24 protein-coding genes and 1 pseudogene are annotated in these 23,601 nt (G+C 41.1%); 16 read left to right on the top strand and 9 right to left on the bottom strand.

Features of this window, described 5'->3' with window-relative positions; all coding sequences use genetic code 11:
* Positions 1-1,416 carry an efflux transporter outer membrane subunit gene (locus Sdiek1_RS11920; RefSeq protein ID WP_238098977.1) on the top strand — a complete coding sequence of 472 codons (1,416 nt, stop codon included), beginning with the start codon at positions 1-3 and terminating at the stop codon, positions 1,414-1,416.
* Positions 1,417-1,450: 34 nt separating this feature from the next.
* Here Sdiek1_RS11920 and Sdiek1_RS11915 read toward each other — a convergent pair whose 3' ends face one another.
* The 3 genes from Sdiek1_RS11915 to Sdiek1_RS11905 form a co-directional block, all read right to left on the bottom strand.
* Entirely contained in the window at positions 1,451-2,944 is a 1,494-nt protein-coding gene (locus tag Sdiek1_RS11915) for an MFS transporter (protein ID WP_087439315.1), read from the bottom strand.
* Positions 2,945-3,067: 123 nt separating this feature from the next.
* Positions 3,068-4,240: an MFS transporter gene (locus tag Sdiek1_RS11910; RefSeq protein ID WP_087439314.1), complete on the bottom strand. Its 1,173-nt coding sequence runs from the start codon at positions 4,238-4,240 to the stop codon at positions 3,068-3,070.
* Positions 4,241-4,486: 246 nt separating this feature from the next.
* Positions 4,487-5,380, bottom strand: a complete 894-nt coding sequence (locus Sdiek1_RS11905) for a helix-turn-helix domain-containing protein (protein ID WP_087439895.1) — start codon at positions 5,378-5,380, stop codon at positions 4,487-4,489.
* A 103-nt stretch (positions 5,381-5,483) separates the two neighbouring features.
* Between Sdiek1_RS11905 and Sdiek1_RS11900 the strand changes: the two are divergent.
* The 4 genes and pseudogenes from Sdiek1_RS11900 to dut all read left to right on the top strand — a co-directional run bounded on the left by Sdiek1_RS11900 (position 5,484) and on the right by dut (position 9,146).
* Positions 5,484-6,895: pseudogene (locus tag Sdiek1_RS11900) on the top strand (PhoH family protein).
* A complete protein-coding gene (locus tag Sdiek1_RS11895; protein ID WP_087439313.1) occupies positions 6,892-7,665 on the top strand; it encodes a UDP-2,3-diacylglucosamine diphosphatase in 774 nt (257 codons plus the stop codon). Before Sdiek1_RS11900 ends, Sdiek1_RS11895 begins: the two are co-directional and overlap by 4 nt.
* Positions 7,650-8,432, top strand: a complete 783-nt coding sequence (locus Sdiek1_RS11890; protein WP_087439312.1) for a patatin-like phospholipase family protein — start codon at positions 7,650-7,652, stop codon at positions 8,430-8,432. The genes Sdiek1_RS11895 and Sdiek1_RS11890 overlap by 16 nt, the downstream gene beginning before the upstream one ends.
* Positions 8,433-8,447: 15 nt before the next feature.
* Positions 8,448-9,146: a dUTPase gene (gene dut / locus Sdiek1_RS11885; protein ID WP_087439311.1), complete on the top strand. Its 699-nt coding sequence runs from the start codon at positions 8,448-8,450 to the stop codon at positions 9,144-9,146.
* Positions 9,147-9,247: 101 nt separating this feature from the next.
* Here the strand turns inward: dut and Sdiek1_RS11880 are convergent, their stop codons facing one another.
* Complete coding sequence (locus Sdiek1_RS11880; protein WP_087439310.1) at positions 9,248-9,787, bottom strand: 6-carboxytetrahydropterin synthase; 540 nt, start codon at positions 9,785-9,787, stop codon at positions 9,248-9,250.
* Between the two features lie 175 nt (positions 9,788-9,962).
* Here Sdiek1_RS11880 and Sdiek1_RS11875 point away from each other — a divergent pair, with 175 nt between their 5' ends.
* From Sdiek1_RS11875 to Sdiek1_RS11860, 5 genes are all read left to right on the top strand, one after another.
* Positions 9,963-11,426, top strand: coding sequence for an NAD(P)/FAD-dependent oxidoreductase (locus Sdiek1_RS11875; RefSeq protein WP_087439309.1), 1,464 nt, complete (start codon positions 9,963-9,965; stop codon positions 11,424-11,426).
* Positions 11,427-11,598: 172 nt separating this feature from the next.
* Positions 11,599-11,748 (top strand): hypothetical protein, encoded by a 150-nt coding sequence (locus Sdiek1_RS14965; RefSeq protein WP_162494884.1) that lies wholly within the window; start codon positions 11,599-11,601, stop codon positions 11,746-11,748.
* A 141-nt stretch (positions 11,749-11,889) separates the two neighbouring features.
* On the top strand, positions 11,890-12,468 hold the full coding sequence (locus Sdiek1_RS11870; protein WP_087439308.1) for a 7-carboxy-7-deazaguanine synthase QueE: 579 nt from the start codon (positions 11,890-11,892) through the stop codon (positions 12,466-12,468).
* Positions 12,468-13,148 (top strand): 7-cyano-7-deazaguanine synthase QueC, encoded by a 681-nt coding sequence (gene queC / locus Sdiek1_RS11865; RefSeq protein WP_087439307.1) that lies wholly within the window; start codon positions 12,468-12,470, stop codon positions 13,146-13,148. The genes Sdiek1_RS11870 and queC overlap by 1 nt, the downstream gene beginning before the upstream one ends.
* Positions 13,149-13,206: 58 nt before the next feature.
* Positions 13,207-14,922: a sensor histidine kinase gene (locus tag Sdiek1_RS11860; protein ID WP_087439306.1), complete on the top strand. Its 1,716-nt coding sequence runs from the start codon at positions 13,207-13,209 to the stop codon at positions 14,920-14,922.
* Positions 14,923-14,943: 21 nt separating this feature from the next.
* Here Sdiek1_RS11860 and Sdiek1_RS11855 read toward each other — a convergent pair whose 3' ends face one another.
* Complete coding sequence (locus Sdiek1_RS11855) at positions 14,944-15,507, bottom strand: NAD(P)H-dependent oxidoreductase (protein WP_087439305.1); 564 nt, start codon at positions 15,505-15,507, stop codon at positions 14,944-14,946.
* Positions 15,508-15,631: 124 nt separating this feature from the next.
* Between Sdiek1_RS11855 and Sdiek1_RS11850 the strand changes: the two genes are divergently transcribed.
* From Sdiek1_RS11850 to Sdiek1_RS11830, 5 genes are read left to right on the top strand one after another with little or no spacing between them, the layout of a single operon-like run.
* A complete protein-coding gene (locus Sdiek1_RS11850) occupies positions 15,632-15,979 on the top strand; it encodes a winged helix-turn-helix transcriptional regulator (RefSeq protein WP_087439304.1) in 348 nt (115 codons plus the stop codon).
* A 2-nt stretch (positions 15,980-15,981) separates the two neighbouring features.
* Positions 15,982-16,305, top strand: a complete 324-nt coding sequence (locus Sdiek1_RS11845; protein WP_228448219.1) for a DHCW motif cupin fold protein — start codon at positions 15,982-15,984, stop codon at positions 16,303-16,305.
* Between the two features lie 21 nt (positions 16,306-16,326).
* Complete coding sequence (locus Sdiek1_RS11840; protein WP_087439302.1) at positions 16,327-17,028, top strand: DUF2157 domain-containing protein; 702 nt, start codon at positions 16,327-16,329, stop codon at positions 17,026-17,028.
* 22 nt (positions 17,029-17,050) lie between these two features.
* Positions 17,051-17,677 (top strand): hypothetical protein, encoded by a 627-nt coding sequence (locus Sdiek1_RS11835; RefSeq protein ID WP_151897991.1) that lies wholly within the window; start codon positions 17,051-17,053, stop codon positions 17,675-17,677.
* Positions 17,674-18,249: a GDYXXLXY domain-containing protein gene (locus tag Sdiek1_RS11830; protein WP_087439300.1), complete on the top strand. Its 576-nt coding sequence runs from the start codon at positions 17,674-17,676 to the stop codon at positions 18,247-18,249. Before Sdiek1_RS11835 ends, Sdiek1_RS11830 begins: the two co-directional genes overlap by 4 nt.
* Before the next feature lie 5 nt (positions 18,250-18,254).
* On the opposite strand, the gene Sdiek1_RS11825 is transcribed toward Sdiek1_RS11830, so the two are convergent.
* The 4 genes from Sdiek1_RS11825 to Sdiek1_RS11810 all read right to left on the bottom strand — a co-directional run bounded on the left by Sdiek1_RS11825 (position 18,255) and on the right by Sdiek1_RS11810 (position 21,722).
* Positions 18,255-18,674, bottom strand: coding sequence for an acyl-CoA thioesterase (locus tag Sdiek1_RS11825; RefSeq protein WP_087439299.1), 420 nt, complete (start codon positions 18,672-18,674; stop codon positions 18,255-18,257).
* A gap of 141 nt (positions 18,675-18,815) precedes the next feature.
* The gene (locus Sdiek1_RS11820) at positions 18,816-20,168 is read right to left on the bottom strand and encodes a sensor histidine kinase (RefSeq protein ID WP_192866748.1); all 1,353 of its coding nucleotides are present in this window, start codon (positions 20,166-20,168) and stop codon (positions 18,816-18,818) included.
* Between the two features lie 30 nt (positions 20,169-20,198).
* A complete protein-coding gene (locus Sdiek1_RS11815) occupies positions 20,199-20,873 on the bottom strand; it encodes a response regulator transcription factor (protein WP_087439298.1) in 675 nt (224 codons plus the stop codon).
* Between the two features lie 180 nt (positions 20,874-21,053).
* Positions 21,054-21,722, bottom strand: a complete 669-nt coding sequence (locus tag Sdiek1_RS11810) for a phosphate signaling complex PhoU family protein (RefSeq protein ID WP_087439297.1) — start codon at positions 21,720-21,722, stop codon at positions 21,054-21,056.
* Between the two features lie 131 nt (positions 21,723-21,853).
* On the opposite strand from Sdiek1_RS11810, the gene olsF reads away from it, so the two are divergent.
* Positions 21,854-23,569, top strand: coding sequence for a bifunctional ornithine lipid synthase OlsF (gene olsF, locus Sdiek1_RS11805; protein WP_087439296.1), 1,716 nt, complete (start codon positions 21,854-21,856; stop codon positions 23,567-23,569).
* Positions 23,570-23,601 lie beyond the last annotated feature (32 nt).

Genomic DNA, 23,601 nt, shown 5'->3' with positions numbered 1-23,601 from the left:
ATGATGAGGTTTCACAGACGCACACTCAGCGTTGTTGTATTGCCCTTGTTGGTAGGAGGATGTGTCTCTATGGCTCCTGAGTATGAACGACCAAGTGCTCCTGTTCCTGAACAGTTACGTTATAGTGATGCACTTTCTTCTCAGAGTGCTCAAGCGCTTCCATGGCAAACCTTGATTCATGAGCCAAGGTTATCGGCGGTTATTGAAAAAGCGTTGGATCAAAGTCGTGATTTGCGTAAGGCGGTTGCAAATATAGAAGTGGCACGGGCAACGTACCGCATTGCTCAAAGCAGTGAGTTTCCAACGCTTGAAGCCAGTGCAACAGGTAGTAGAGAGAGAACACTCAACTCTCCAACCAATAAAACTGCCATCACGCAGAGCTCTTCTGCCACCGTGGGAATTAACAGTTATGAGCTTGATTTTTTTGGAAAAATCAAATCACAAACCGATATGCAGTGGGAGAGTTACCAAGGGGTTGAAGAGGCGGCACGTACGGTTAGAATTAGTCTGATCGCTGAGGTTTCAACCGCTTGGCTCAGCCTTGCATCGGATCAGAGTTTATTACAGCTTGCACGCAAGACAGAAGAGAGTGCGAAACGTTCTCTTGTGATTGTTGAGGCACGCATTCAAAGAGGTATTGACTCTAATGTGGCGTTGTATGAAGCGCAGAGTGTGGTGCATCAAGCCAGAGCGGATAGTGCCAGTTATGCTGCCAAAGTGGGGCAAGACCGTGCTGCTTTAGAGCTTTTAGTCGGAGCTTCGCTAGACGATTCCCTTCTGCCTCAAACACTTGATGCCAATGCAGAAGGTTGGGTAGGGGATGTGCCCGTGGGACTCTCTTCACAAATTCTTTTAAGTCGTCCCGATATATTAGAAGCAGAGCATAATCTTAAATCTGCGAACGCCAACATTGGTGTGGCACGTGCGGCCTATTTCCCGTCAATTACTTTAACAGGCACAGGAGGCGTCGGCTCCAATTCGCTTCGAGGCTTGTTTGATGGTGGAACATCGACCATTTGGTCATTTATCCCTAATGTGAAGTTGCCACTTTTTGATGCAGGATCGCGTGATGCAACGTTGGATTATGCCAAAGCAAATCGCGATCTGTACGTTGCACGTTATGAACTTGCGATTCAAACGGCGTTTAAAGAGGTGAATTCAGCCCTTGCCAGACGTGTAACCATCAACGACCAGCTCCAAGCACAAAACGCGCTGGTTGAAGCAACCACAAAGCGTTATGCAACGTATGATGCACGGTATCAAAAAGGAATCGATACGTTCTTAAATACGCTGATATCCCAGCGTTCGATGTATGCTAGTGAGCAAAATTTGATCGGTGTGCGATTAGAAGCGCTGCTTAATCGTGTTAGTTTGTACCAAGTCTTGGGTGGTGGTTTAGCCCAAAAAAGCGAATAATCTTTTTTACATGTAACGTAAACGCCGCTGGCTCTTACGTGTTTTTGGGCAAGAGCCAAATGGCTAAGAGACCACTCATCACAGAGATAAGGCAGCCAAATATCATGGTGTGGTGGACTCCCTCAATAAAGGCTTGATCCACAAGATGAAGAAGATTGCCTTCAAGCGCATTATCATTGAGCGAAGCGATGGCTGTATGGGCAGCTTGGATCGAAGTTTTAAGCGCTTTTAAAAGCGTGAAATCTACATCAATCTCTTTTACATGTAAAAGATAAATGCGGTTAACGTAACTTCCCAAAATCGCAATGCTCATGGCCGCTGAAAGCTCAATGGTCGTGTCATTGAGCGCACTTCCCACCCCCGCTTTTTCTTTGGGAATGGAGCCCATAATCGAATCGGTTGAAGGTGGCATGGAAAATCCCATCCCCAAACCTTGAATTAAAAATCCACCTAAAATCGCCCACAGAGGCATATGCACATCAATCGTAAAGACAAAAATCGCCATCCCAAGTGCCGAAATGATCATACCACCACCAATGCTGAGCGGTGCGCCATACATTTTGACAACATCCGGTGCATACTTTGAGCCCACCGCAACGCCCAATGTCATCGGCATGAGCAGTAAACCCGCTTCCAAAGCGCTGTAGCCTTCAACCGTTTGAAAGAGTTGAGAGAAGAAAAACATAGAACCCACCATTCCAAAGACAATGAGCGCGATCGCAAAAGAGGGAATCGTGAAGGTACGCTTTTCAAACAGCTCAAAGGGAATCATCGCATGAGAACAACGCCTCTCCCAAAGGATAAAAAAAGCGCAAAAGATGAGCCCAATGATAAGGCTGATGCGAACGCTGCTATCGCTCCAACTGCTCACCCCTGCTTCAATAATGCCATACGTCAGTGCAAATAAAAACAGCACGCACAGTACCATACCCAGTATGTCTGCTTTAGCGCTTTTGTTATGCGATTCGGGCAAAATCCACGAAGCATAAAGGAAGGCGACCAAGCCAATAGGAAGGTTGATAAAAAAGACCCAATGCCAGGAGGTGTACTCAAGGATGAAACCGCCGATAAGTGGTCCTAAGCCTTGACTGAGCCCAAAGATCATCGACCAAAGTCCAATGGCTTTCATACGCTCATCGGAGTCTGTAAACATATGCGTGATAATGGAGAGTGTGGAGGGCATAATGAATGCTGCGCCAACACCACTGAGACTGCGAAAAAAGATCAGTTCTAACGTTGAGGTTGAAAGTCCTGCACCCAAAGAGGCGAGCACAAAAAGTACAATACCAATTTTAAGAAACCGCTTTCGTCCAAATTGATCGCCGAGTGCTCCGATCGTAATTAAAATAGAAGCAAAAAAAAGAATGTAAATATCGACAATCCATTGAAGTTCACTCATACTCGCTTTTAAATCAGTTGAAATGGAGGGGAGGGCGACATCAAGGACGGTATTGTCTAGTGTAATGATGGACATGGCAAGGCAGAGTGCGCCAAGACCTGCCCACCTTTTTTCATAGGTATAAGGCATAAAGGTATTCCTAAAATCATAAAGTGTAATGAGTGTTACAAAGTAGAATCATACCAAAGATCAGCTTAGCCATGAATCTTTGGTATGAGACGTGAGGATTTAGGGTTTTACCTGTAAAAGAGGTTAGGCCGCGTTGCTCTGTTTTGTAGACAACGCAGCGTAGATAATAATGGCTAAAGAGACAACACTTAAGCTTAGGAGTTGCACGGTGACAAGCTCCCAACCACCATGCTCCCAACAATACACCCCAATAAATGTTCCAAGCGCACCACCGACAAACATGGAGCTCATGTAGGCAGTATTAATTCTGCTGTGCGCACTCTCATCAAGCGTGTAGATTTGCGCTAAGTTATTGATTTGCACCGCTTGAAAGCCGATGTCAAGGAGTAACGTTGCTACGATAAATGCGGCTAGGCTTGTATCAAACCACTTCATCAAGAGAATACTGACCACAATCATTCCTACGGAGAGCATTTTGGTGAACGTCGGGTTGATTTTATCGGCAACTTTTCCAATGTAAGGTGCAAGCAAGGCTCCGGCAACGGCAAGCACACCAAAAAGACCGATGATGTCGCTGTCAAAATTAAAGGGCGCAAGGGAGAGCTTAAATGTCAGCGTTGTCCAAAAAGAGCAAAAAACACCAAATAAAACAGTAATCAACAGCGCATTACTTCGTAAAAGCGCAAAGCGTTTGAGTTGATAGATCGAAGAGTAGAGCAAAGAGGCATAACTTTTAGAGAAGTTTGGCTCAATGCATGGAAGCGTTTTAGCCACCATCACCATACAACCAAACACAAGCAGGGCTGAAAGGGCAAAAATAACATGCCAGTTGCCAAACCAATCGGTGATGTACCCACTGAGTGTTCGAGCCAATAAGATACCTGTGAGCAAACCGCTAAAGATGGAGCCGACGACTTTGCCTTTGTCTTTTCCGCTCATCGCTGCCGCCATTGGAATGACGATTTGCGCGGAGACGGCGAAAAGTCCTGCTAAAAGGCTCAGTGCATAGAGCACATAGATATTCTCCACAAAGGCAAGACCAAGCAGAGAAAGTCCCAATAAAAAATGCGAAAGCAAAAGAAGCTTCTTTCGATCCATCTTATCACCTAGTGGGCTTACAAAAAAGAGCCCTAAACCGTAGCCAATTTGCGCAAAGGTGGGTAGATTGCCAACGGCTAAAGCGCTTACATGTAAATCTTGCGCGATGATATTTAAAATGGGTTGATTGTAGTAAATATTCGCTACATTGATGCCCGCAACGGCTGACATCACGTAGATTTGTTTTTGTGAGATCATTTTTTTTCCTTATGGATGAAATGTAGTGAAATCATACACGATAAGGGAGATTTCTTTCATGCCTCATTCAAGCGAATCATTGCGCAAATCAAACAATAGACTTTTTTCATAGCCCATTAAAAAAAGAGTATCGCTTATAGCACATCACTTTTCAAAACTAAAAACATCGCCATAGCTTTGGCTATGACTCAATTTTGAGTTTCAAAAATTAACGCACTCTAAGCAATCTCTTTATCTTTTTAAAGGCTATGAAAAAAGTCTGGTTTGCCCAATGCGGTAATTTTGCGGTGTTTGATTGAGCTTTTTTTTGAAAAAGTTGATGAAGTGAGCGGACTCTTCGTAGCCTAAGGCATAAGCGATGTCACCCACACTCCACGAAGAGTGTTTGAGTAAAATCTTAGCTTCTTCCAAAACACGCTGTGCGATGCGCTCGGTGGTTGTTTTTTCGCTCACCTCTTTGAGGGTTCGGTTGAGGTGATTGGGGTGAATATTAAGAAGTCTGGCAAAATCACTGGGGTTTTTAAGCTCAAGTCGCTCATAGGGCGATGTGATCGGGAATTGCCTTTCAAGGAGTTCATTAAACAAGGAGTCAATTTTACGTTTTTTATCGCTTTGCACATCAGGAATTATGCTTGCAGGCTCCATTTTAAGGGCGATATGAATGAGCTCCATCGTCCAGTTACGCAACAAATCATCCCTGTAAGCGTACGTAGAGTCAATTTCTCCTAGCATCTTTTCAAAAAGAGCTTCCACCTCTTTGGCGGTTGCTTCATTGAGCAAAAACAGTTTGGGGTGCTCAGGTTTGTAGATGGGGTAGCTTCGGAGTGCTCCGTGGTTGTAAAAAAAAGCTTCGGTGAAAATGCAAAAATAACCGCATTTTTTGCCATCGAGTGACTCCCAACTGTACGGCACTAACGGGTCTGAAAACATAAGGGCGTACTGGTTACTTTGCAGGGTTTTATCGGCGTAATGCACCTTATGTTTGCCCTTTAAAAAGGTGATTTTAAAGTAATCCTTGCGACTGTAAGGAATTTCAGCGCACTCTTGCCTCGTGAAGACATTGAAGTGCCCGATGCCATTATGTAAGTCTTGGGGCAGTGGATGGGTAATTCGTTTGTAAAATGCTTCAAGTGTTTCCATAAAATAATTATACATAAATTGTTTTACATGTAAAAATTTTTGCTCAATAAAACAACACCCCTTTTGTTACCAAGTTGATATAATGTTTTCATAGAATTATCGCATGAAAGGGAGTCAGATGTCAGTCAACAAAGTTTATGTGCTCGATACCAACATTATCTTGCACAATACCAATTTTATTAAAGAGTTGTGTGATGGCGGCAACAACATCATTGTGATCCCAGAAACGGTGCTTATAGAGCTGGAAGATTTTAAAAAGAACTTCACGGAACTAGGCTACCAAGCCCGAAGTTTTGCCAGAATGCTCGCTTCGTGTAAAGTGGTGGAAGTGGACAGTGGAGAGCCTTACCGCGTCGTTAAGATGCAGTATGAAGAGGATATTGCCATTCATCTTTTCTCCAAAACGATCTATACCTCGGATATTGACTCGCAATTTATCAACGAATCCAATGACAAACGTATCCTTGAAGTCGCTGCGGGTGCGCAAGAGTATTATCCTGATTATAAAGTTATTTTTCTCTCATTAGACGTTTATGCGCGTATGTTTGGACTTTTTTACAATGTGACCGTAGAGTCCTTGCGAGAAGATCGAAGTGATGTGCCAGAGTTTGAGTTTGTCAAACAGCTTCCCATCGACTCCGCACTTTTTAATACGTTAGATAAAAAACTCATCATGGAATACGACCCAGAGTATCATAATGGAAATTACTGTTATGAGTTTGTAAGCCCTGATGGTAATTCGGAACATGCGATTATCTCTCCAGGTGGCATTATTCATATGCTTAATGAAGAGTTGGACTTTAGAGGTTTAGAGATTAAACCGATCAATCTCAAACAGAAATTCTTTATGAAAGCCCTTTTGTCGAATATGTATGACATTCATGTCATCGATGCACGTGCGGGTAGCGGTAAAACCTTGATGGCGTTTGTGGCAGCGATGCGCTTAGTTACCAAAGGAAGCTACGAAAAAATCGTTTATGTGCGCAACTCCATTGAAAGTGTTGACAAGGGTGCAGATGTTGGTTATCTCTCTGGCAATGATGAGAAGTTTCGCATTTACAATATGGCACTCTATGATACGTTAGAGTTTATTGCCAAAAAGAAAATGAAAAAGCGTGACAACTCACAAGAGCCTCAAGTAGCGATTGAGAAAAAAGTACAAGAGATGATTACCAAGTACAACATCGAAAAACTCTGGCCGGGTGAAGCGCGTGGTCGTACACTGAGCAACGCTATTGTGATCTTGGATGAGTGGCAAACAGCTCAAACAATACCACACAGCTTATCTTGTCACGTCTGGATAACAACTGTAAAGCGATCGTCATTGGTTCGAACCGTCAAATTGATAACATGTACTTAAACCGCTTTAACAACGGTTTGACCTCACTTCTCAAACAGACCAAAAAAGAGCAGACACACATCTCGCTCTTTGCGATTGAGCTGGATAAATCGGTACGTGGTAAGTTCTCACACTTTGCCGATGATATTTTTGGGGATGGCGACAAACACAAATGACCAAATACGAATTTTCAGGGGATGAAGACCCGATAGCCTTTCGCTCGATCTTTATCTCCGACCTGCACTTGGGAACGCGTTTTTCCCAAGCGGAGGAGCTTTTGGACTTTTTAAAATTTACGAACAGTGAAAACCTCTATTTAGTGGGCGATGTCATTGATGGTTGGGCGATTAAACGCAAGATAAAATGGGCACAGTCGCACTCCGATGTGATTCAAAAGATTTTACGAAAAGCCCGAAAAGGGACGAATGTTTTTTACATCACTGGCAATCACGATGACTTTTTGCGCTCCTTTTTACCTTTAGGGTTGGGCGATCGTATTGCGGTTGTCGATGAAGTGGATTATACAAGCCTCAACAATGAGCGATTTTTCATTACGCACGGTGATTTTTTTGACTCGGTCACGATGACTAAACGGTGGCTCGCTATCTTGGGTGATTTAGGGTACGACCTTTTGCTCAATATTAACCAACTCATTGGCTGGTTTCGCAAGAAAATGCGTTATCACAGCCACTGGTCACTCTCCAAATACGTCAAAGACAATGTTAAAAGTTCCATCTCCTTTATCACCGATTTTGAACATATTCTCAGTGAGCATGCCAAGCGCAATAACTACGATGGCGTGATTTGCGGGCATATTCATAAGGCGGAGATTCGCGATATTGAAGGTATTAAGTACCTAAATTGCGGCGATTGGGTCGAGTCCTGCACGGCAATAGTCGAAACCTTAGAGGGTGAATTTAGGATTATACGATGGCTGGGACATTGAAAATATCCTTAGCTCTCTCTGGCGGTGCGGCAAGGGGGGCATTTCATCTGGGTGTCATTGCAGCAATGGAGCGAAACAATGTGGAAATAGCCGCTGTCTCAGGCGCCAGTATTGGTGCGGTGATTGCTGCTGGTGTGGGCTCTGGTGTCAGTGCTTTTGATCTGTTACGCATCGTTAAAAGTCGAGCCTTTCGTAAAGTATTTCATTTTAACTATTTTCGCAAGGGACTTCTTCGCATCAATGAAAAAGCAGCTATTCTGAAAGAGATCGCCCCTATTGAGCGTTTAGAGCAGATGAGCATTCCTACTTTTATGACATGTGTTGATCTCCCTCATGGCGAAATCGTCCGCTTTAGCCATGGCAATACAATTAACCTTGCCATCGCAAGCTCCGCGCTCATTCCTATCTTTCGCCCCATCACTTATGATAATTACACGCTTATTGATGGTGGTTTTATGGATAACCTGCCTGTAGCACCACTTTTAGAGCTTCCTTATCCTGTGGTGAGTGTTAATTTGTTTCCTTTACATGTAAAGCAAAAAAGTAACTTTTTTTCCAGTTTTGAGCGCGCTATTTATCTCTCCATTTTGGCTTCATCGAAACAGCAGATAGAGCAGAGTGATCTGTGCATTAGCGATCCCACACTCAATGATTTTGGATTGTTTACTTTTAGACAAATAGATGCTTGTTTTGAGCTTGGATATCGCAAAGGCAGTGAATCCATTTTGACTTTTATGGCGCAAAAAAGTATAATGAAACCCTTTTAAGATCGAAGGAATAGAATGACAAGTAAAGATTATTTAACGCAAATGTTTGCGTTACAGCAAAAACTGAACGACGAAACCAATGGTATTGGCTGGGAAAATGGCTATACCAAACATAACCGCATGATTAACTGGAAGCGATGTATTTATATGGAGTGTGCGGAACTCATTGATAGTTTTAGTTGGAAACATTGGAAAAACATTAATAAACCGACCGATTGGGACAATGTCACCGTTGAAATCGTTGATATTTGGCATTTTATTATGAGCCTGTTATTGGAAGATTATAAAACGAACAACAGAGGCGATATTGAACAACTTGTTTTAGATGTGTTGGATGTTCAGGGATTTGAAGCATTTACCAAAGAACCACTCTCTATCGGTATGGCTGTACCAATGGAACTGGTCAATGACATCGAGAGCATCATTCACGATACGACAGGTTTTGAAATGGATCTTTTTGATGGACTGTTGAAAGAGTATTTTACACTTTCAAGAAAATGTGGCATCAACCTTAAAGTGCTGTACAAATTCTATGTGGCTAAAAACGTGCTTAACCAATTCCGCCAAGATCATGGCTACAAAGAGGGACATTACATCAAAGTGTGGAATGGTAAAGAAGATAACGAAGTGATGCTTTCATTGCTTCATGGCGAGTCTGCTCCCACTGTGGATGCGCTCTATAAAAAACTCGAAAAGGTCTATCCAAAGGCTTAAAAGCACTGAAAGTGCGCGGGCTTGACTTCAAAGAAAACCCAGTGTTAACGTAGTCTTTAGAGCTTTGCTCTAGAGGCTACGTTCAGCGTTCGGGTAGAACGCTAATGGTTGTAAACGATACTTCGGCTTTTTGGGGTTTCTAAAAATTCTACATGCGAGACTTCCACTCCCAAGCGACTCATCTTTTTCGCAATGATTTGAAGCAGCCACGTTGAGATGTTCTCACTGGTTGGCACAAAATCAACGATAATATACCCCTCATACATTTCTACAAGATAATTTGGCTCATGCGCTATAAAAGAGAGATCGGGTGTTTTATAACCACTTTCATGGGAAAGTAAATTCTGTTTGTCAGCAAAATGAGGCAATAAGGTCGCAAAGAGTGGGTCGTGAATGTCAATGATGAATTTATGATCTAAGGTATTGTCTAAAAAGAGTTTAAACCAGTTCAGATGATGAAAGTCTGTCACCATACCATTTTTGAGTTCATTACTTTGTAAAAAAACGATAATTTTGCCTTGATGTCCATGCAAGTGACGGCACGCTAAGCACCCACTGAGGGAAAATTCAGCATCCAGCTCTTGTGACCAAACGCGGTGCCCATAACAAAAATCGAATTCTTTACTGATTTGCCATAACATTGGTTATACCCTTTTACATCGAAAAATATCTTAGGAATGATACCAAAATATAGCTGTCAAAAAAAGTAAACCTTTTTTAAACCTTAAATAACTTCGGATTTGTAATAGTACAATTTTATTTTATCTTTTCTTGTTATACAATCAAAAAGTTTTACATTTTTTATAAGGATAATTGATGGCTAAAGTTGTTATTTTGGGTGGTGGTGTTGCAGGGCATACCGCCGCACAGTTTGCGCGAAAATGGCTCAATCGAACTCATGAAGTTGTGGTTGTAACCCCTAATAGCAAGTGGAATTGGATTCCATCGAACATTTGGGTAGGTGTTGGTCAAATGGAACAAGAGGAAGTTCTTTTTGATTTAGCACCCATTTATGCAAAAGCGGGCATTACCTATATTCAAGCAAAAGCACTTACTATTCACCCTGAGGGCACAGTGGATAATAGTAAAAATTTTGTTACTATAGAACACACTGGTGCAAATAAAGAGGGCGAAAAAGAGGAAATCACGTATGATTATCTCATCAATGCCACAGGTCCAAGACTCAATTTTACAGCAACAGAGGGTTTAGGGCCGGACAATGGCTTCACTGTTTCCGTTTGTACCGCATCACATGCAAAACATGCCGCAGATGAGCTTGAAAAGATTATCGAAGCATTAAAAAAAGGTGAAGAGAAAAAGATTCTGATTGGTACAGGTCATGGAATGTGTACCTGTCAAGGTGCAGCGTTTGAGTACACGTTTAACGTCGATCATCGCTTGCGTGCTGAGGGTGTTCGTGACAAAGCGACCATCACTTATATCTCTAATGAATATGAACTCGGTGACTTTGGTGTAGGCGGTATGCACCTTAAAATGGGTGGTTACATCACGAGTGGCAAAGTCTTCGCAGAATCCTTATACGCCGAGCGTGATGTCAAATGGATCACGAGAGCGCATGTCAATAAAGTTGAAAAAGACAAAGTCCATTACGAAAATCTTGCAGGCGAAATGAAAGAAGAGACGTATGACTTTTCTATGCTCATTCCTCCATTTGCAGGGGCTGGTATGAAAGCATACGATAAAAATGGAGAAGACATTACCTCTTCTATGTTCAATGCGGGTGGTTTTATGTTTGTTGATGGGGATTACTCAAAAGCAACAGCTCCGTATGAAACATGGGATGCGTCTGATTGGCCAAAAACATGTCAAAATCCTAAATATAAAAATATTTTTGCGGCAGGTATTGCCTTTGCACCACCGCATATCATCTCTAAACCGATGAAATCTCCTAATGGCACACCGATCAATCCAACACCTCCACGAACAGGAATGCCTAGTGCGATGATGGGAAAAGCGGTTGCTGCAAGCATCGTTGATATGATAGGGGGTGCGAGTGCACCAACCCATACCGCGTGTATGGCGGAAATGGGTGCAGCGTGTGTTGCGAGTGCTGGTAAAGGGTTGTTCTCAGGAACCGCTGTTGCGATGACCATGTATCCGATTATTCCGAATTATAAAAAATATCCTGATTATGGTAGAGATTTTGGCGGTACTTTTGGTGAAATTGGTCTTGCTGCCCATTGGGTTAAGCATCTTTTACACCATGCATTTATCTGGAAAGCCAAAATGAAACCTTTTTGGTCCATTATCCCAGAATAAAGTGCGTTAGCGTAGCATGAGAAGCTTTGCTTTGAGTGCGAGACAAAGTTCCATAAGAACTTAAAAGCATCGAAGATGCACGGGCATTGCGCCAAGCAAAACTCAGTGTTAACGTAGTCTTTAGAGCTTTGCTCTAAAGGCGTGACAAAAAATGAAAACAAAGGAGAATAGTATGAAATTAACACCGTATTCACAAAATGCTTTTACACCGATTCCTTCAAAGTTTACACTTTTTAGAAGAACCTGTGTGATTTGGCAAGTGATAAAATTTATTATGATCAACATCCGAATGACCATTCTAATTATCAAATCACATCACTAAAAAGCTTACATGTAAACCTACACGCCTCTTGTTAATCTTAAAACAAGAGGCACTTTTCAAATAATCTTCTAATCCATTTCATATTATAATGTTACACAATAGATAATAATGTTTTGAAACATTATTAAGGAAAAGGGTGGTATGTTAAAAGTTGTCGATATATTTTATTCTATTCAAGGAGAAGGTGCGCATGTTGGTGTTCCTTCTATTTTTATTCGACTGTATGGGTGCAATCTCACCTGTTCCTTTTGTGATGAGTTCTTGCACAAAGGAGAATATGAAAGTCTTAGTTTTGATGAGGTGTTAACACGTATTAAGCCTTATCCTGCCATGAATGTCATCATTACAGGTGGCGAGCCGAGTATTTATAATCTTAATGGTTTTATTGATTATTTGCAAGCGTATATGTATGCTGTTTCTGTCGAAACGAATGGCTATAATTTTTCCAACATTGCGAGTGCTAACTGGGTGACCTATAGCCCAAAAGATTGGGATAAAATTGAAAAATATGGCTACGATGAGATTAAATTTGTGGTGAGCAAAGAGTCTGCAGTTGAAAAAATACTTGAATTTTCAAGCTACAAACCCATCTTCATTCAGCCTCAAAATGAGATGGATCGACCCAACAAAGAAAATGTTGCTTTTTGTGTGGAGTTTGTCAAAGAACATCCACAATTTATCTTGAGTGTGCAGTTGCACAAGTTTTTAGGAGTGGAATAATGGGAAAAATTGCTTCCAAAGCATTAGTGGTCTTTAGTGGTGGACAAGACAGTACGACTTGTCTGGGTTGGGCAAAGAATCGTTTTGATAGTGTTGAAAGCATTACGTTTGATTATGGCCAAAAGCATCGCGTGGAAATTGCGCAAGCTGAGAAGATCGCCAAAGCGTTACATGTAAAAAATACACTACTCAGTTTAGATGCCTTTTTACAACTGAATGATTCGGCTTTGATTGATGGTACGCAAGATATTGGCGCACATCACAGAACGCATACCAATCTTCCTGCTTCGTTTGTTCCCAATCGCAACGCGATCTTTTTTACACTTGCGCACGCATTTGCGCAAAAACAAGGTATTGAGCATATCATCATTGGAGTCAATCAGACCGATTATTCAGGGTATCCTGATTGTAGAGAGCCTTTTGTAAAGGCGCTTGAACTTGCCCTTAATCTTGGAAGCGAAGCCAACATCACTTTTCATTACCCACTCATGCACCTCACAAAAGCTGAAACCTTTGAACTTTCACACCAAGAGGGTGTCTTAGAACTCGTCATCGATGAGTCACATACATGCTATAATGGTGTCCACGATAAAAAGCATGCATGGGGCTATGGTTGTGGCGAATGTCCTGCATGTGTGCTACGAAAAGCAGGATGGGAGACCTACGCGAACGGTAGGTGACGCCCTTTACATGTAAAGCATGTTATGCATTATTTGCATATTAAAAAGGAGTGCCGCGATGAGTGTGAAGTCCTCTTTTTTCTTCTTGACAATGTTAACTTTTTTAGTGGCTATTGGTGTTGAAGCTTTCATTTGGGTGAATGAACGCGACAATGTCAATGTGATGGCTAAGCAGAATGCCCAAGAGATCGTTCAAGGGTTCAAACAACTTTTAATTTTAAAATCAGACTCTTTTAAAAAACAAGCACTTGATTATGCTGCGTGGAACGACCTTGCCAATTTTACCGATACGAAAGATCCGCAATGGGCTGAAGATAACCTTAGAGCAAGCATTGTACAATTTGGTATCGATGGAATGTATATCTTGGATCAGAATAAAAAAATCCTCTTTTCCGAATCCAATAAACCTTTTTTAGAGGCGATTGAAGCACTTGTCCCTTTTGCGGTATTTGATACTGCCAATGCGGGGCTCTTACACTTCTATGCCAAAGTACCGCAGCAAGGAATTATAGAATGCTATGTTGCGCCGATTCATCGTATTGATGAGACTATTGCTCAAAACTCTTTAGCGAAAGGGTTTGTTCTGATTGTAAAGCATTGGGATGAAGCATTTTTGGAAGAGCTTAGTGGCTATGGAATTGCAGAGGCACGTTTAAGTGCAATTCAAAATGACGATGACTATAACACCGTCCATGAAATTCCTCTAAGTGGAATTCAAGGCGAGAAAGTAGGCACACTCTATTTACATATTCATAATCGAATGAGTGAAGTGTTGGATCGCTATGGTAAAAAAGAGTTGAAGCTGACCATTGTGCATACGGTTATTTTGATGATCGTTTTTGCCCTTTTGATTGCAAAATTTATCTCTTTTCCTTTGCGAGACATTACAGTTGCGCTCAATGCTAAAAATAAAGAGCCTTTACGTAAATATTTGCTCAAAGAGAATGAATATGGTGCTATTTCAACAGCACTGTGCGAGTCCTTTGATACAAAAGAAGAGCTAGAATATCTCAATAAAAACTTGGAAAAAAAGATCGATGAAGAAGTTGCGAACAGCAGACTTAAAGATCGAATGCTCTTTCAACAAGCTAAACTGGCAGCCTTAGGAGAGATGTTGGGCAATATCGCGCATCAATGGAGACAGCCGCTTAATACGATTAGTGTGGTTATTAGCAAGATTTATCTTGATAGCCAAATGAAAAAACTCACACCTCAAACCCTTGAAGACGAGATTGTAAAACTAAGAAGTTTAATTCAAAGTATGTCATCAACGATTGATGATTTTAAAGATTTCTTTTTAGCCGACACGGGAAAAGTTCTGTTTTCAGTATCGAAATGTATTGAAGAGAGTATTCGGATGAACGATGGTGGCATTGCCAATCGAGATATTTTATTTTGTGTGGATTGTCCGCAAGAGATTGAGCTGAATACTTTTAAGAAAGAGCTGGGGCATGTCCTTTTAGTGCTGATTCACAATGCAAAAGAGGCGCTTATTGAGCGGCAGATTGCTCATGGTGAAATTACCATTAAGGGGTATGAGCAAGAGCACTATGTCATTATTGAAGTTTCAGACAATGGAGGTGGTGTGACGGATGAACAACTTCCTCATGTTTTTGATCCATTTTTTACCACAAAAGATCCGACACGTGGCAATGGTGGAGGGCTTTATATGTCCAAACAGATTATTGAACAGACGATGCAAGGCTCCATCAATGCAACCAATGAGCGAGGTGGGCTGTTTATCACAATTGTATTGCCCAAAGATGAGGCATAAAAGGGGTATGCCCCTTTTGGTTTACTCTGCTAAAAATTTGAAAAGGGAAGTGCTCCAGTCATCTGTATGCAAGATGGTTTGGTAGGTTTTAACATCCTTTGCAAGCGCTTCTGCGGTGAGTTTCATCGCCCCATAAGATGCGAAAATCCCTTTGAATTCCATCCCTGTAAAGACAATGGTTGAGTAAAGCGGTCTTAAGTATTCACTGAGCGTAAAGTTATTGTACGCACCTGCTTGGTAAGCGTACTCAGGTGAACCCACACTGACAACAATTTTGCTCTCTTTTCCTGCCAGTTTACTACCCTCTGGGCCATATGCAAAACCATATCCCAAAACTTTATCTTGCCACTCTTTTAACATAGCAGGAGTGCTATACCAGTAGAGTGGAAATTGGAAAATGATGCGATCATATTGAACTAATAGGGCTTGCTCTTTAGCAACATCAATAGCCTCTACAGTTTTATATGTTGCATAAAGATCATGTACGGTGATATTTGGCTCATTTTTGATGCTCTCAAGAAGTGCTTTGTTGACTTTGGACTCCGCGATGTTAGGGTGCGCAAAAATAATCAATGTTTTTTTCATAGTATCTCTCCTAAAAATTTAGAAAAATATACCTCTTAACACCTTAAAGTTTATTATAGAATAAAAAGTAAGTAAAGAACAAAAATGGTGATTATGGTATAATACAAATTAAGAGGTGACAACAATGATAACAACAGACGTAAAAGAGTTGCAATGCCCTGTAGCATTGACATTGGACATTATAAACGACAAAAGTAAAATATTTATCGTTTATATATTATTAGGCGGACAAAAAAGATTTAAAGACATTTGTGAAGCTTTTTCACAAGTGACACAAAAAACGGTGACACAAAAACTTAAAGAGTTAGAAGCCGATCATATTATTGAGCGAACAGTTTTTGCTGAAGTGCCTCCTCGTGTGGAGTATGCGCTTAGCCCTATCGGTTTAGAGCTTAAAAAAGTGCTTGACTCTATGCACGCATTTGGCGAAGTTTATGCCGCAAAATATGGCTGTAAAAGAGATGTAAAGTGAATATGACCAACATCCCTTTTGGCACAACCGATTGGGAAAATGTTGAAAAAGTGGAACACAAAGGAGAGAGTGGAAGTGCCTTTTGGCGTACGAAACAGTGCGGAAGTATTCGCGTGCGTATGGTTGAATACACCGCAGGGTATAAAGCCGATCACTGGTGTCAAAAAGGGCATATTCTTTTGTGTTTAGAGGGTGAACTTTATACGGAGCTTAAAAATGGAGAAGTTCACGTTCTTCAAGCGGGTATGAGTTACGAAGTGGCAGATGAGACGATGGCACATCGTTCGTATACACCAAGTGGAGCTAAGCTTTTTATCGTTGATTGATCTTTACATGTAAAGGTAGTTATGAGCAAAGAAACTTACCAATGGCTTGAGAAAGAGCTGCCTTCTTGGGTTCAAGAGGGTATTGTTACCGATGAAGGCGCACAGGTACTTTTGCGTCGTTATGTGGGTGAAAAAACGTCTTCTCGCTCTTCAGGTATCGCGTTTAGTCTGCTAGGATTTGCGCTTGTAGGATTGGGCATTATCTCCCTTTTAGCCTACAATTGGGATGCGTTGGGACATCTGGAGCGTACACTGTTCGCCATTGTTCTTTTAGTGGGAGCACAAACGTTTAGTTTTTTTGTGAAGCGCTACAAGCCAAACAACACAGCGTTACTAGAAGGGAGTGGCATTTTTTGGTTTTTGATGATGGGCGCATCGTTGGCGATCATTGGACAGACATACCATTTGGGCGGTACGGTGTTTGATTTTCTGAGTATTTGGCTCTTACTCTCCTTTGGTATTGCATGGTTGCTTCCTTCTTCGGGTGCCGCTTTTTTACAGATCTTTTTGTGGACAGTTGTGTGGATCAGTCATCGAAGTGACTTAAGCACATTGCTGGAAATGAATACAGACTCTTTCCTTAGTACATGGGCGCTTTTAGGCATTGTGCTTTGTTGGCTTGGCTACTATGTGTGGCAACTGAGAACAGCAAAAAATACCAATGGCACCTTACTCCTTAGTTGGGAACTTGCGATCTCACTTTTTTCTTGTCTTTCTCGTTGAAATCTTAACGCAAACGCGTCTTATGCCTCATTTACGCAGTATGGTTAACTATTTTGCACTTTTCTTTGCACTGTATTACATGGCAGGAATGCTGTATCTTTCGCATGGTGAAAAAACATGGCAACGTCCTTTTGAACGCATCGGAAAATTTGGAGCTTTGTTCTTGGTGCTGACTCAGGTTTCGTTTCGGGCACGCATTTGGCTGGATGGATCAGATTCAATGATAGATGAATCTAGCCAGATAGGTTGGCTGGCGATCAGTCTGATCGTACTTTTTGTAGCACTTCTCGTGCTATTTTTACAAAAGCTTAAGCAGGTTCCCGCTGAAGTGCTTATTATCCTGGCTCCTATCATTTTCTTGATATACACACTGCTTCAAAGCCATCACGAAATATCTGCTTTGGCTCCAATGCTCTTTATCAATGTATCTTTACTCTTGGGGGCTTCGTGGATGATTGTATGCGGTGCCAAAGAGGGGCGTTTAGGACTGATCAATCAAGGGATGATTTTAATCGCATTAACGGTTTGGATTCATTTCATGGATGCTAAGTTTGATCTGGTAGCTAAAGGTGTGGCATTTATCGTTACAGGCATATTATTTTTAGTGATCAATGCTTTTGTACGACGAAAATTGAGGGCTAACGCATGAAAAATATGAAACTCCTCTCGTGGATTTTTTTTGGGCTTCTGTGTGCCGTACAACTTGGCGTCATTGCGTTTCAAATACTCAGTTATGAGCGCATTCTCAAAGAAGGTGAAGTCTTTTATTTGAAAGTATCGCCACTTGATCCGTATGATCCATTTCGGGGACGCTATGTTACACTTCGTTTTGATACGGCTACAAAAGCACCTCTAGCTGAGGATGAGACTATGAGAGAACATTCTAAAGCGTATGCCATTTTTGAACACAGTGATCAAAAGGATAGCATCAAAGAGATACGCTTTACAAAGCCACTGAGTGGAAATTTTTTGGAAGTGAATGTTCATCCTCTCTATCAAGGTATGACTCAAAAAGAAGATCTCTCAAGACTTGTCTCTTTTTCATTACCATTTGATCGTTTTTACATGCGTGAGGAATTAGCACCAAAAGCTGAAAAAGTTTTAAGACAAAATAGCGGAATAACGGTGAGAGCAAAGCTTAGAATTTTAGAGGGTAAAGGGGTAATCGAGGATTTAATGGTCGCAGATACCCCACTGAGTCAATTTGTTCTTGAGAAGTAAACGCATTATGCGTTTACTTCAATACCGAGCGCTATGAGTTCGTTATCGGTATAAGGAATGGGCATTTTTTTACCATCCGACGAAACGTTGACATAGGTAATCACGGCACTCGTTACATGTAAACAACGGTGTGCCCCTTCAATGGAGCGTTCGGCATTGACTTCAATACGCACGGTAAGGGATGTTTTCCCCACCTTCATGATCTTAGCATAGCAACTCAGAACGTCACCTACTTTAACGGCTTCTCTAAACTCCATAGATTGTACGGCAACCGTTACTACGCGTCCAACGTTGAGATCGCGTACAGCAAGGCTTCCTGCAATGTCCATTTGCGACATAATCCAGCCTCCAAAGATATTACCAGAGGGGTTAGTATCTTTTGGCATCGCAACAATTTTGATGCGCGGTTCACCCATATTGTACATGTTGAGCCCTTTTTTATTTTGATACACGTTGTAGGCAAAGCCTGCAACGCTACGTTTGCCATTGGGACGCTAAAGCTTGCCAGATACCTGGCCAAAACTTTAACAAAAGTGACGAAATTGATGGGTTTATCTTATAATAAATCAGTTTGAAGGTAATTTAAACGAAAAATCAGATCCTACACCTAAGCTACTTTGTATCTCTAGTGTAGTGTTGTGAAGTTTAAGAATGTAGTTCACAAGAGCAAGTCCAAGTCCCATGGAGTTATCCCATGAGTGTGAATTCGAGCGGTAGAATTTTTGAGTCACTTTTTCGATCTCTTCGCTTTTGATACCCATGCCTTGATCTTTTACATGTAAAGCGTCATTCTCAAGAACAAGGGTAATGCTTTCTTCAGAATATTTGAGGGCATTGTCGATGAGGTTAGTGATGACAAGCTCTATCATCGTACGATCTGCCGATACCATATACATTGCAGGAAGTTCTGTATGAATGGTTCGGGTAGGCTGTTTTTCTCTAAAACTCTGTGCAATTTCTTGAGTCAGCTTCACTAGGTCAAATGTGGTGTTTTGGGTTGTAAAATCACCATTTTCAAATTTGGTTGTTAGCGCTAAACGGTCGATCATATTGGAAATTTTCTGCCCATTTTGAACAATTTTCCCTAAAAAGCGCTCTCTAATTTGTGCATTGGTATTGGGATCATCCAAAAGCGTTTGCGCGTATCCCATGATGGAAGCGATAGGGTTTTTAAACTCATGGCTAATGGCAGAGATAACATCGCTACGTTGTTGACTAATCAGCTTGATCTTAGCGGTGTATTTTCGTTTTTGTTTGGCTCTTTTTTCCAGTTTGGAGGCTAGCTTTTTGAGATAATTGGAAATTTCTAAAAACTCCATACTAAAATGTGAAGAGAGTTTAATTCTGTAATCTTTGTCAGCAATTTGTTGAAGGTTCTCGACAATGTTATCGATCTCTTGTCGAATTTTTTGACTAAAACTATACGCCCCATACAATCCCATTAGAATTGTCACAGTAAAGATAATGGCGATTTTAAACCATAAAGCATAGAAATTATGCATAATAGTATCGATATTTTTTGCCAATCGTAAAAAGTAAATATGATCGTTCATGCTAAAGCGGTGTGCCACGTATAGAAAATTACTTTTGATGGTATCAGAAAAACGGATAGAGTAACCAAAAGAGGCTTTGCCCGCTTTGATCATCTCCTCACGATGTGAGTGGTTATCCATTGTTTCGCTGTCATGGTCACTGTCGGTAACGACCATACCCTCTTCGTTAATGAGGGTAAAGCGAATATCGGTACTCTCACGAAAGCGTTTTGCAAAACTATCAAGGTCGTTCATTTGTGGTAATTCACGCACTAAAATCTTGATATGGGATTCGAGATTGTTTCGATAGTGATCAATGTTGTCACTTTTGATGGCGAAGTAGCTGACTGCGCCTGAGAGAAAGAGTGTCGTTAAAAAAAAGTGCAAGGAGTGCTCGTGTGATGTGTTGGTGGAGCATTAGCATAAAGTGTATCCTACTCCCCAAATAGACTTGATGTACTCTTTTTCTTTGGTGGGATCTATCTTCTGTTTGAGGCGATTGATAGCGACATTGACCGTTTTATCTTGAAAAAATTCATCGTTTTTCCAAACGTGTTCCAGTAAAAATTCACGACTTAGCACAGAGCTTTTGTTTTCAATCAGGGTGCGTAAAAGGTCAAACTCAAGCTTGGTGAGTTCGACCTCTTTGGTGTTTACATGTAAACGGTGTGCTTCAAGATCGAGACTGAGGTCACGGTAAGAGAGTAATGATTTTTCATTTTTGGGTGCAGTACGAGAGAGAATCGCTTTGATGCGTAAAAGAAGCTCTTTCATATTGTACGGTTTAGTAACGTAGTCGTCTCCTCCTCGCACAAAACCTTCTTCAATGTTTGTATCACTGTCTTTGGCTGTGACAAAAATAACGGCTTGTGTGAACCCTTTTTTGCGTAGGCTCTCAACAAACTCACTGCCTTCAACCCCTGGTAAATTTCGATCAACGATGAGGAGGTCGATGGGCTCTTCTTGAAGGCATTTTTCAACATTTTTACTGCTTAAAAAACCTAACGTTTCATAGCCCTCTTTTTGCAAATGGTACTCCAAAAGTTCTAAGAGATCTTCTTCATCTTCAATAATCAAAATAGTCTGTTTCATTTTCCCTCTGATCTTTAACACGCGCGTTGGGCAAAGCTCAACACGCTACGCTAGCCGCTAAGGCACTAAAGCTTGCCACGTACGTGGCAGAAATTTACATTTTTATACGCATGTTAGGAAAGCTCAACACGCTACGCTGGCCGCTAAGGCACTCAAGCTTGCCACATGCGTGGCAGAATTTTAATAGGTTTTCATCTCTCCACCCACACGTGAAAAAATCATCAGTTGGACGATATTGACACTGCGATCTGCCATACGTTCTAACTTGCGCATGGTACTTAAAATCTGAATAAAATCAGCGGATTGATCGATGGTTTTTGTAATGTCACTTAAGATATTTTTTTCCAAAATAGAGTAAAGATCGTCACTTTTGCTCTCTTCCACTTTGACTTTTCGATACGTGTCTTCAAGCGTATCTTTATCGCCAATATCAATCGTGCCAAGGGCTAACGTAACGGCTTGAACAGAGGTTTTGCAAAGGTGTGTTGAGTATTCGTGTAGTGAGATCAATGGTACATCGCCTTGAAGATGGAGTGCCATACGCTTACTGAAACTGCGGATATTTTCAGCAATTTTGACAAGTTCATTGGTGATTTTAAGGTAAGCAACCATTTTACGAAGGTCTTTTGCTTCAGGTCCAAAAAGCGCTAATGTCACAACAATTTCATTATCAATCGCATTAGCTTGAGTCTCCACATTTTTGAGTAAAGTGCGAGCAGATTCAAAACGAGTCACATCTAAACTTTCCATGCCACTCAGTGCTTTTTCACTTGCCATGATAATATCTGATCCTAAACCCAAGAGCATTTTTTTGATTTCACTGAGTCTTTCTTCATACTTTTGAAGCATTTGTATTCCTTATAATATTTGCTCCCATTCTAATAGGAAATCATTACAATATGGTAACATAAAAACCTCTCCTTCGTTACCGTATCGTAATGAGCTCCTTTTATACTATGCGAAAAAGTAAAGGAGTATTCATGGTTGATGTTGAAAAAGCATTACACCTCAAGTATCCTAGTATTGTCTATTATCCAACAATTGTGAAAAATTGTCTGATTTATCTGCTGAAAAAACTTTTGCATCAAGATGAGATTAACACTTTTCTCATTCATGGGGAAGCATATCGTGGGTTTGATTTTGTGGAAGCGGTTTTGGAGTATTTTAATTTTGGATATACCGTTTCAAACAAAGATAAAGCCAATATTCCTTCCTCTGGTCGTGTCATTATCGTTGCCAATCATCCCTTAGGTGCATTGGATGCGCTTTCTCTCATTGCACTCATCAAAGAGATACGTAGCGATGTCAAAGTCATTGCCAACGATGTTTTAATGCAGATAGAACCTTTGCAAAGTTTACTGATTCCCATTGACAATATATCTGGTGCTACGGCAAAAGAGTCGATCAAGAAAGTCTACGATGCGCTTGAAAATGATGAAGCGCTCATCGTTTTTCCCTCAGGTGAAGTGTCACGCGCACATCCCACTGGCATTAAAGATACGAAATGGAAAAAAGGGTTTCTTAAATTTGCACAAAAGAGCAATTCGCCTATTTTGCCTATTTATATAGATGCTAAAAATTCACCGCTATTTTATACGATTTCGATGATTAACAAAAAGCTTTCGATGATTTTGCTTGCCAGTGAGATGTTTAAAAAACGCTCTAAAGTGATCAACTTTAAAGTGGGTGAAATGATTGCCTATAAAACACTTCAAAAGTCAGAACTCGGCGAAAGTACATTGATTAATTTGCTCAAAAAACATCTCTATAAAATCAGTAAAGGTAAAAAAGGAATCTTTGCAACACAAACCGCTATTGCGCATCCAGAAGAGCGCAAAGCAATTCGCTCTGAGCTTAAAAAAGTCAACACTTTGGGTCAAACGAGTGATGGCAAAAAGATCTATCTGTATGAATACGAAAGTGGTTCCGTTTTGATGCGCGAAATTGGACGACTCAGAGAGTTTACGTTCCGAAAAGTGGAAGAGGGAACGGGTGGAAAACGCGATGTAGACCTTTTCGATAAACACTATAAACACATTGTATTATGGGATGATGAAGAGCTTGAGGTGGTAGGTGCGTACCGCATTGGAGAGGCAAATTTTATTAGCGAATATTTTAGTGTTGATGGCTTTTATTCACAAACTTTGTTTGAGTTTACCCCAGAGTTTGAGCCCTACTTGCATAACTCCATCGAACTAGGGCGCAGTTTTGTGCAACCCCGTTATTGGGGAAGTAGGGCGCTGGATTACCTCTGGCAAGGCATTGGGGCGTATCTGTTTCAAAACCCGCATATTCGCTATATGTACGGTCCTGTAAGTTTGAGTGATGTTTATCCTAAGATCGCCAAAAATCTTATTGTGACTTTTTATGCGCTCTATTTTTCAACGCCCAAAGAGTTGGTGAGTGCTCGTAATCGTTTTTTTATGAGCAAAGCGGAAAAAGAAGAAGCGCAAGCTTTTTTTAAAGGCAATGACTATAAAGAGGATTTTACGGTTCTTAAAGAACAACTCTCCTCGATGGATCTCAGTGTGCCAACTCTTTACAAGCAATACACCGAATTGTGCGAAGAGGGTGGCATTTTATTTTTAGATTTTAACATCGACAAAGAGTTTGCCAACTGCGTGGACAGCTTTATTTTGGTGGATATTACCAAGATAAAAGAAGCTAAAAAGACGCGTTATATCAAAGGTGCATAAAAACTCCTAAGGCCCTAATAGGGACTTGGGAG

Origin of the sequence: Sulfurospirillum diekertiae (assembly GCF_002162315.1) — a bacterium.
GTDB lineage: Bacteria > Campylobacterota > Campylobacteria > Campylobacterales > Sulfurospirillaceae > Sulfurospirillum.
This window is presented reverse-complemented; position numbering and strand designations above follow the sequence as displayed.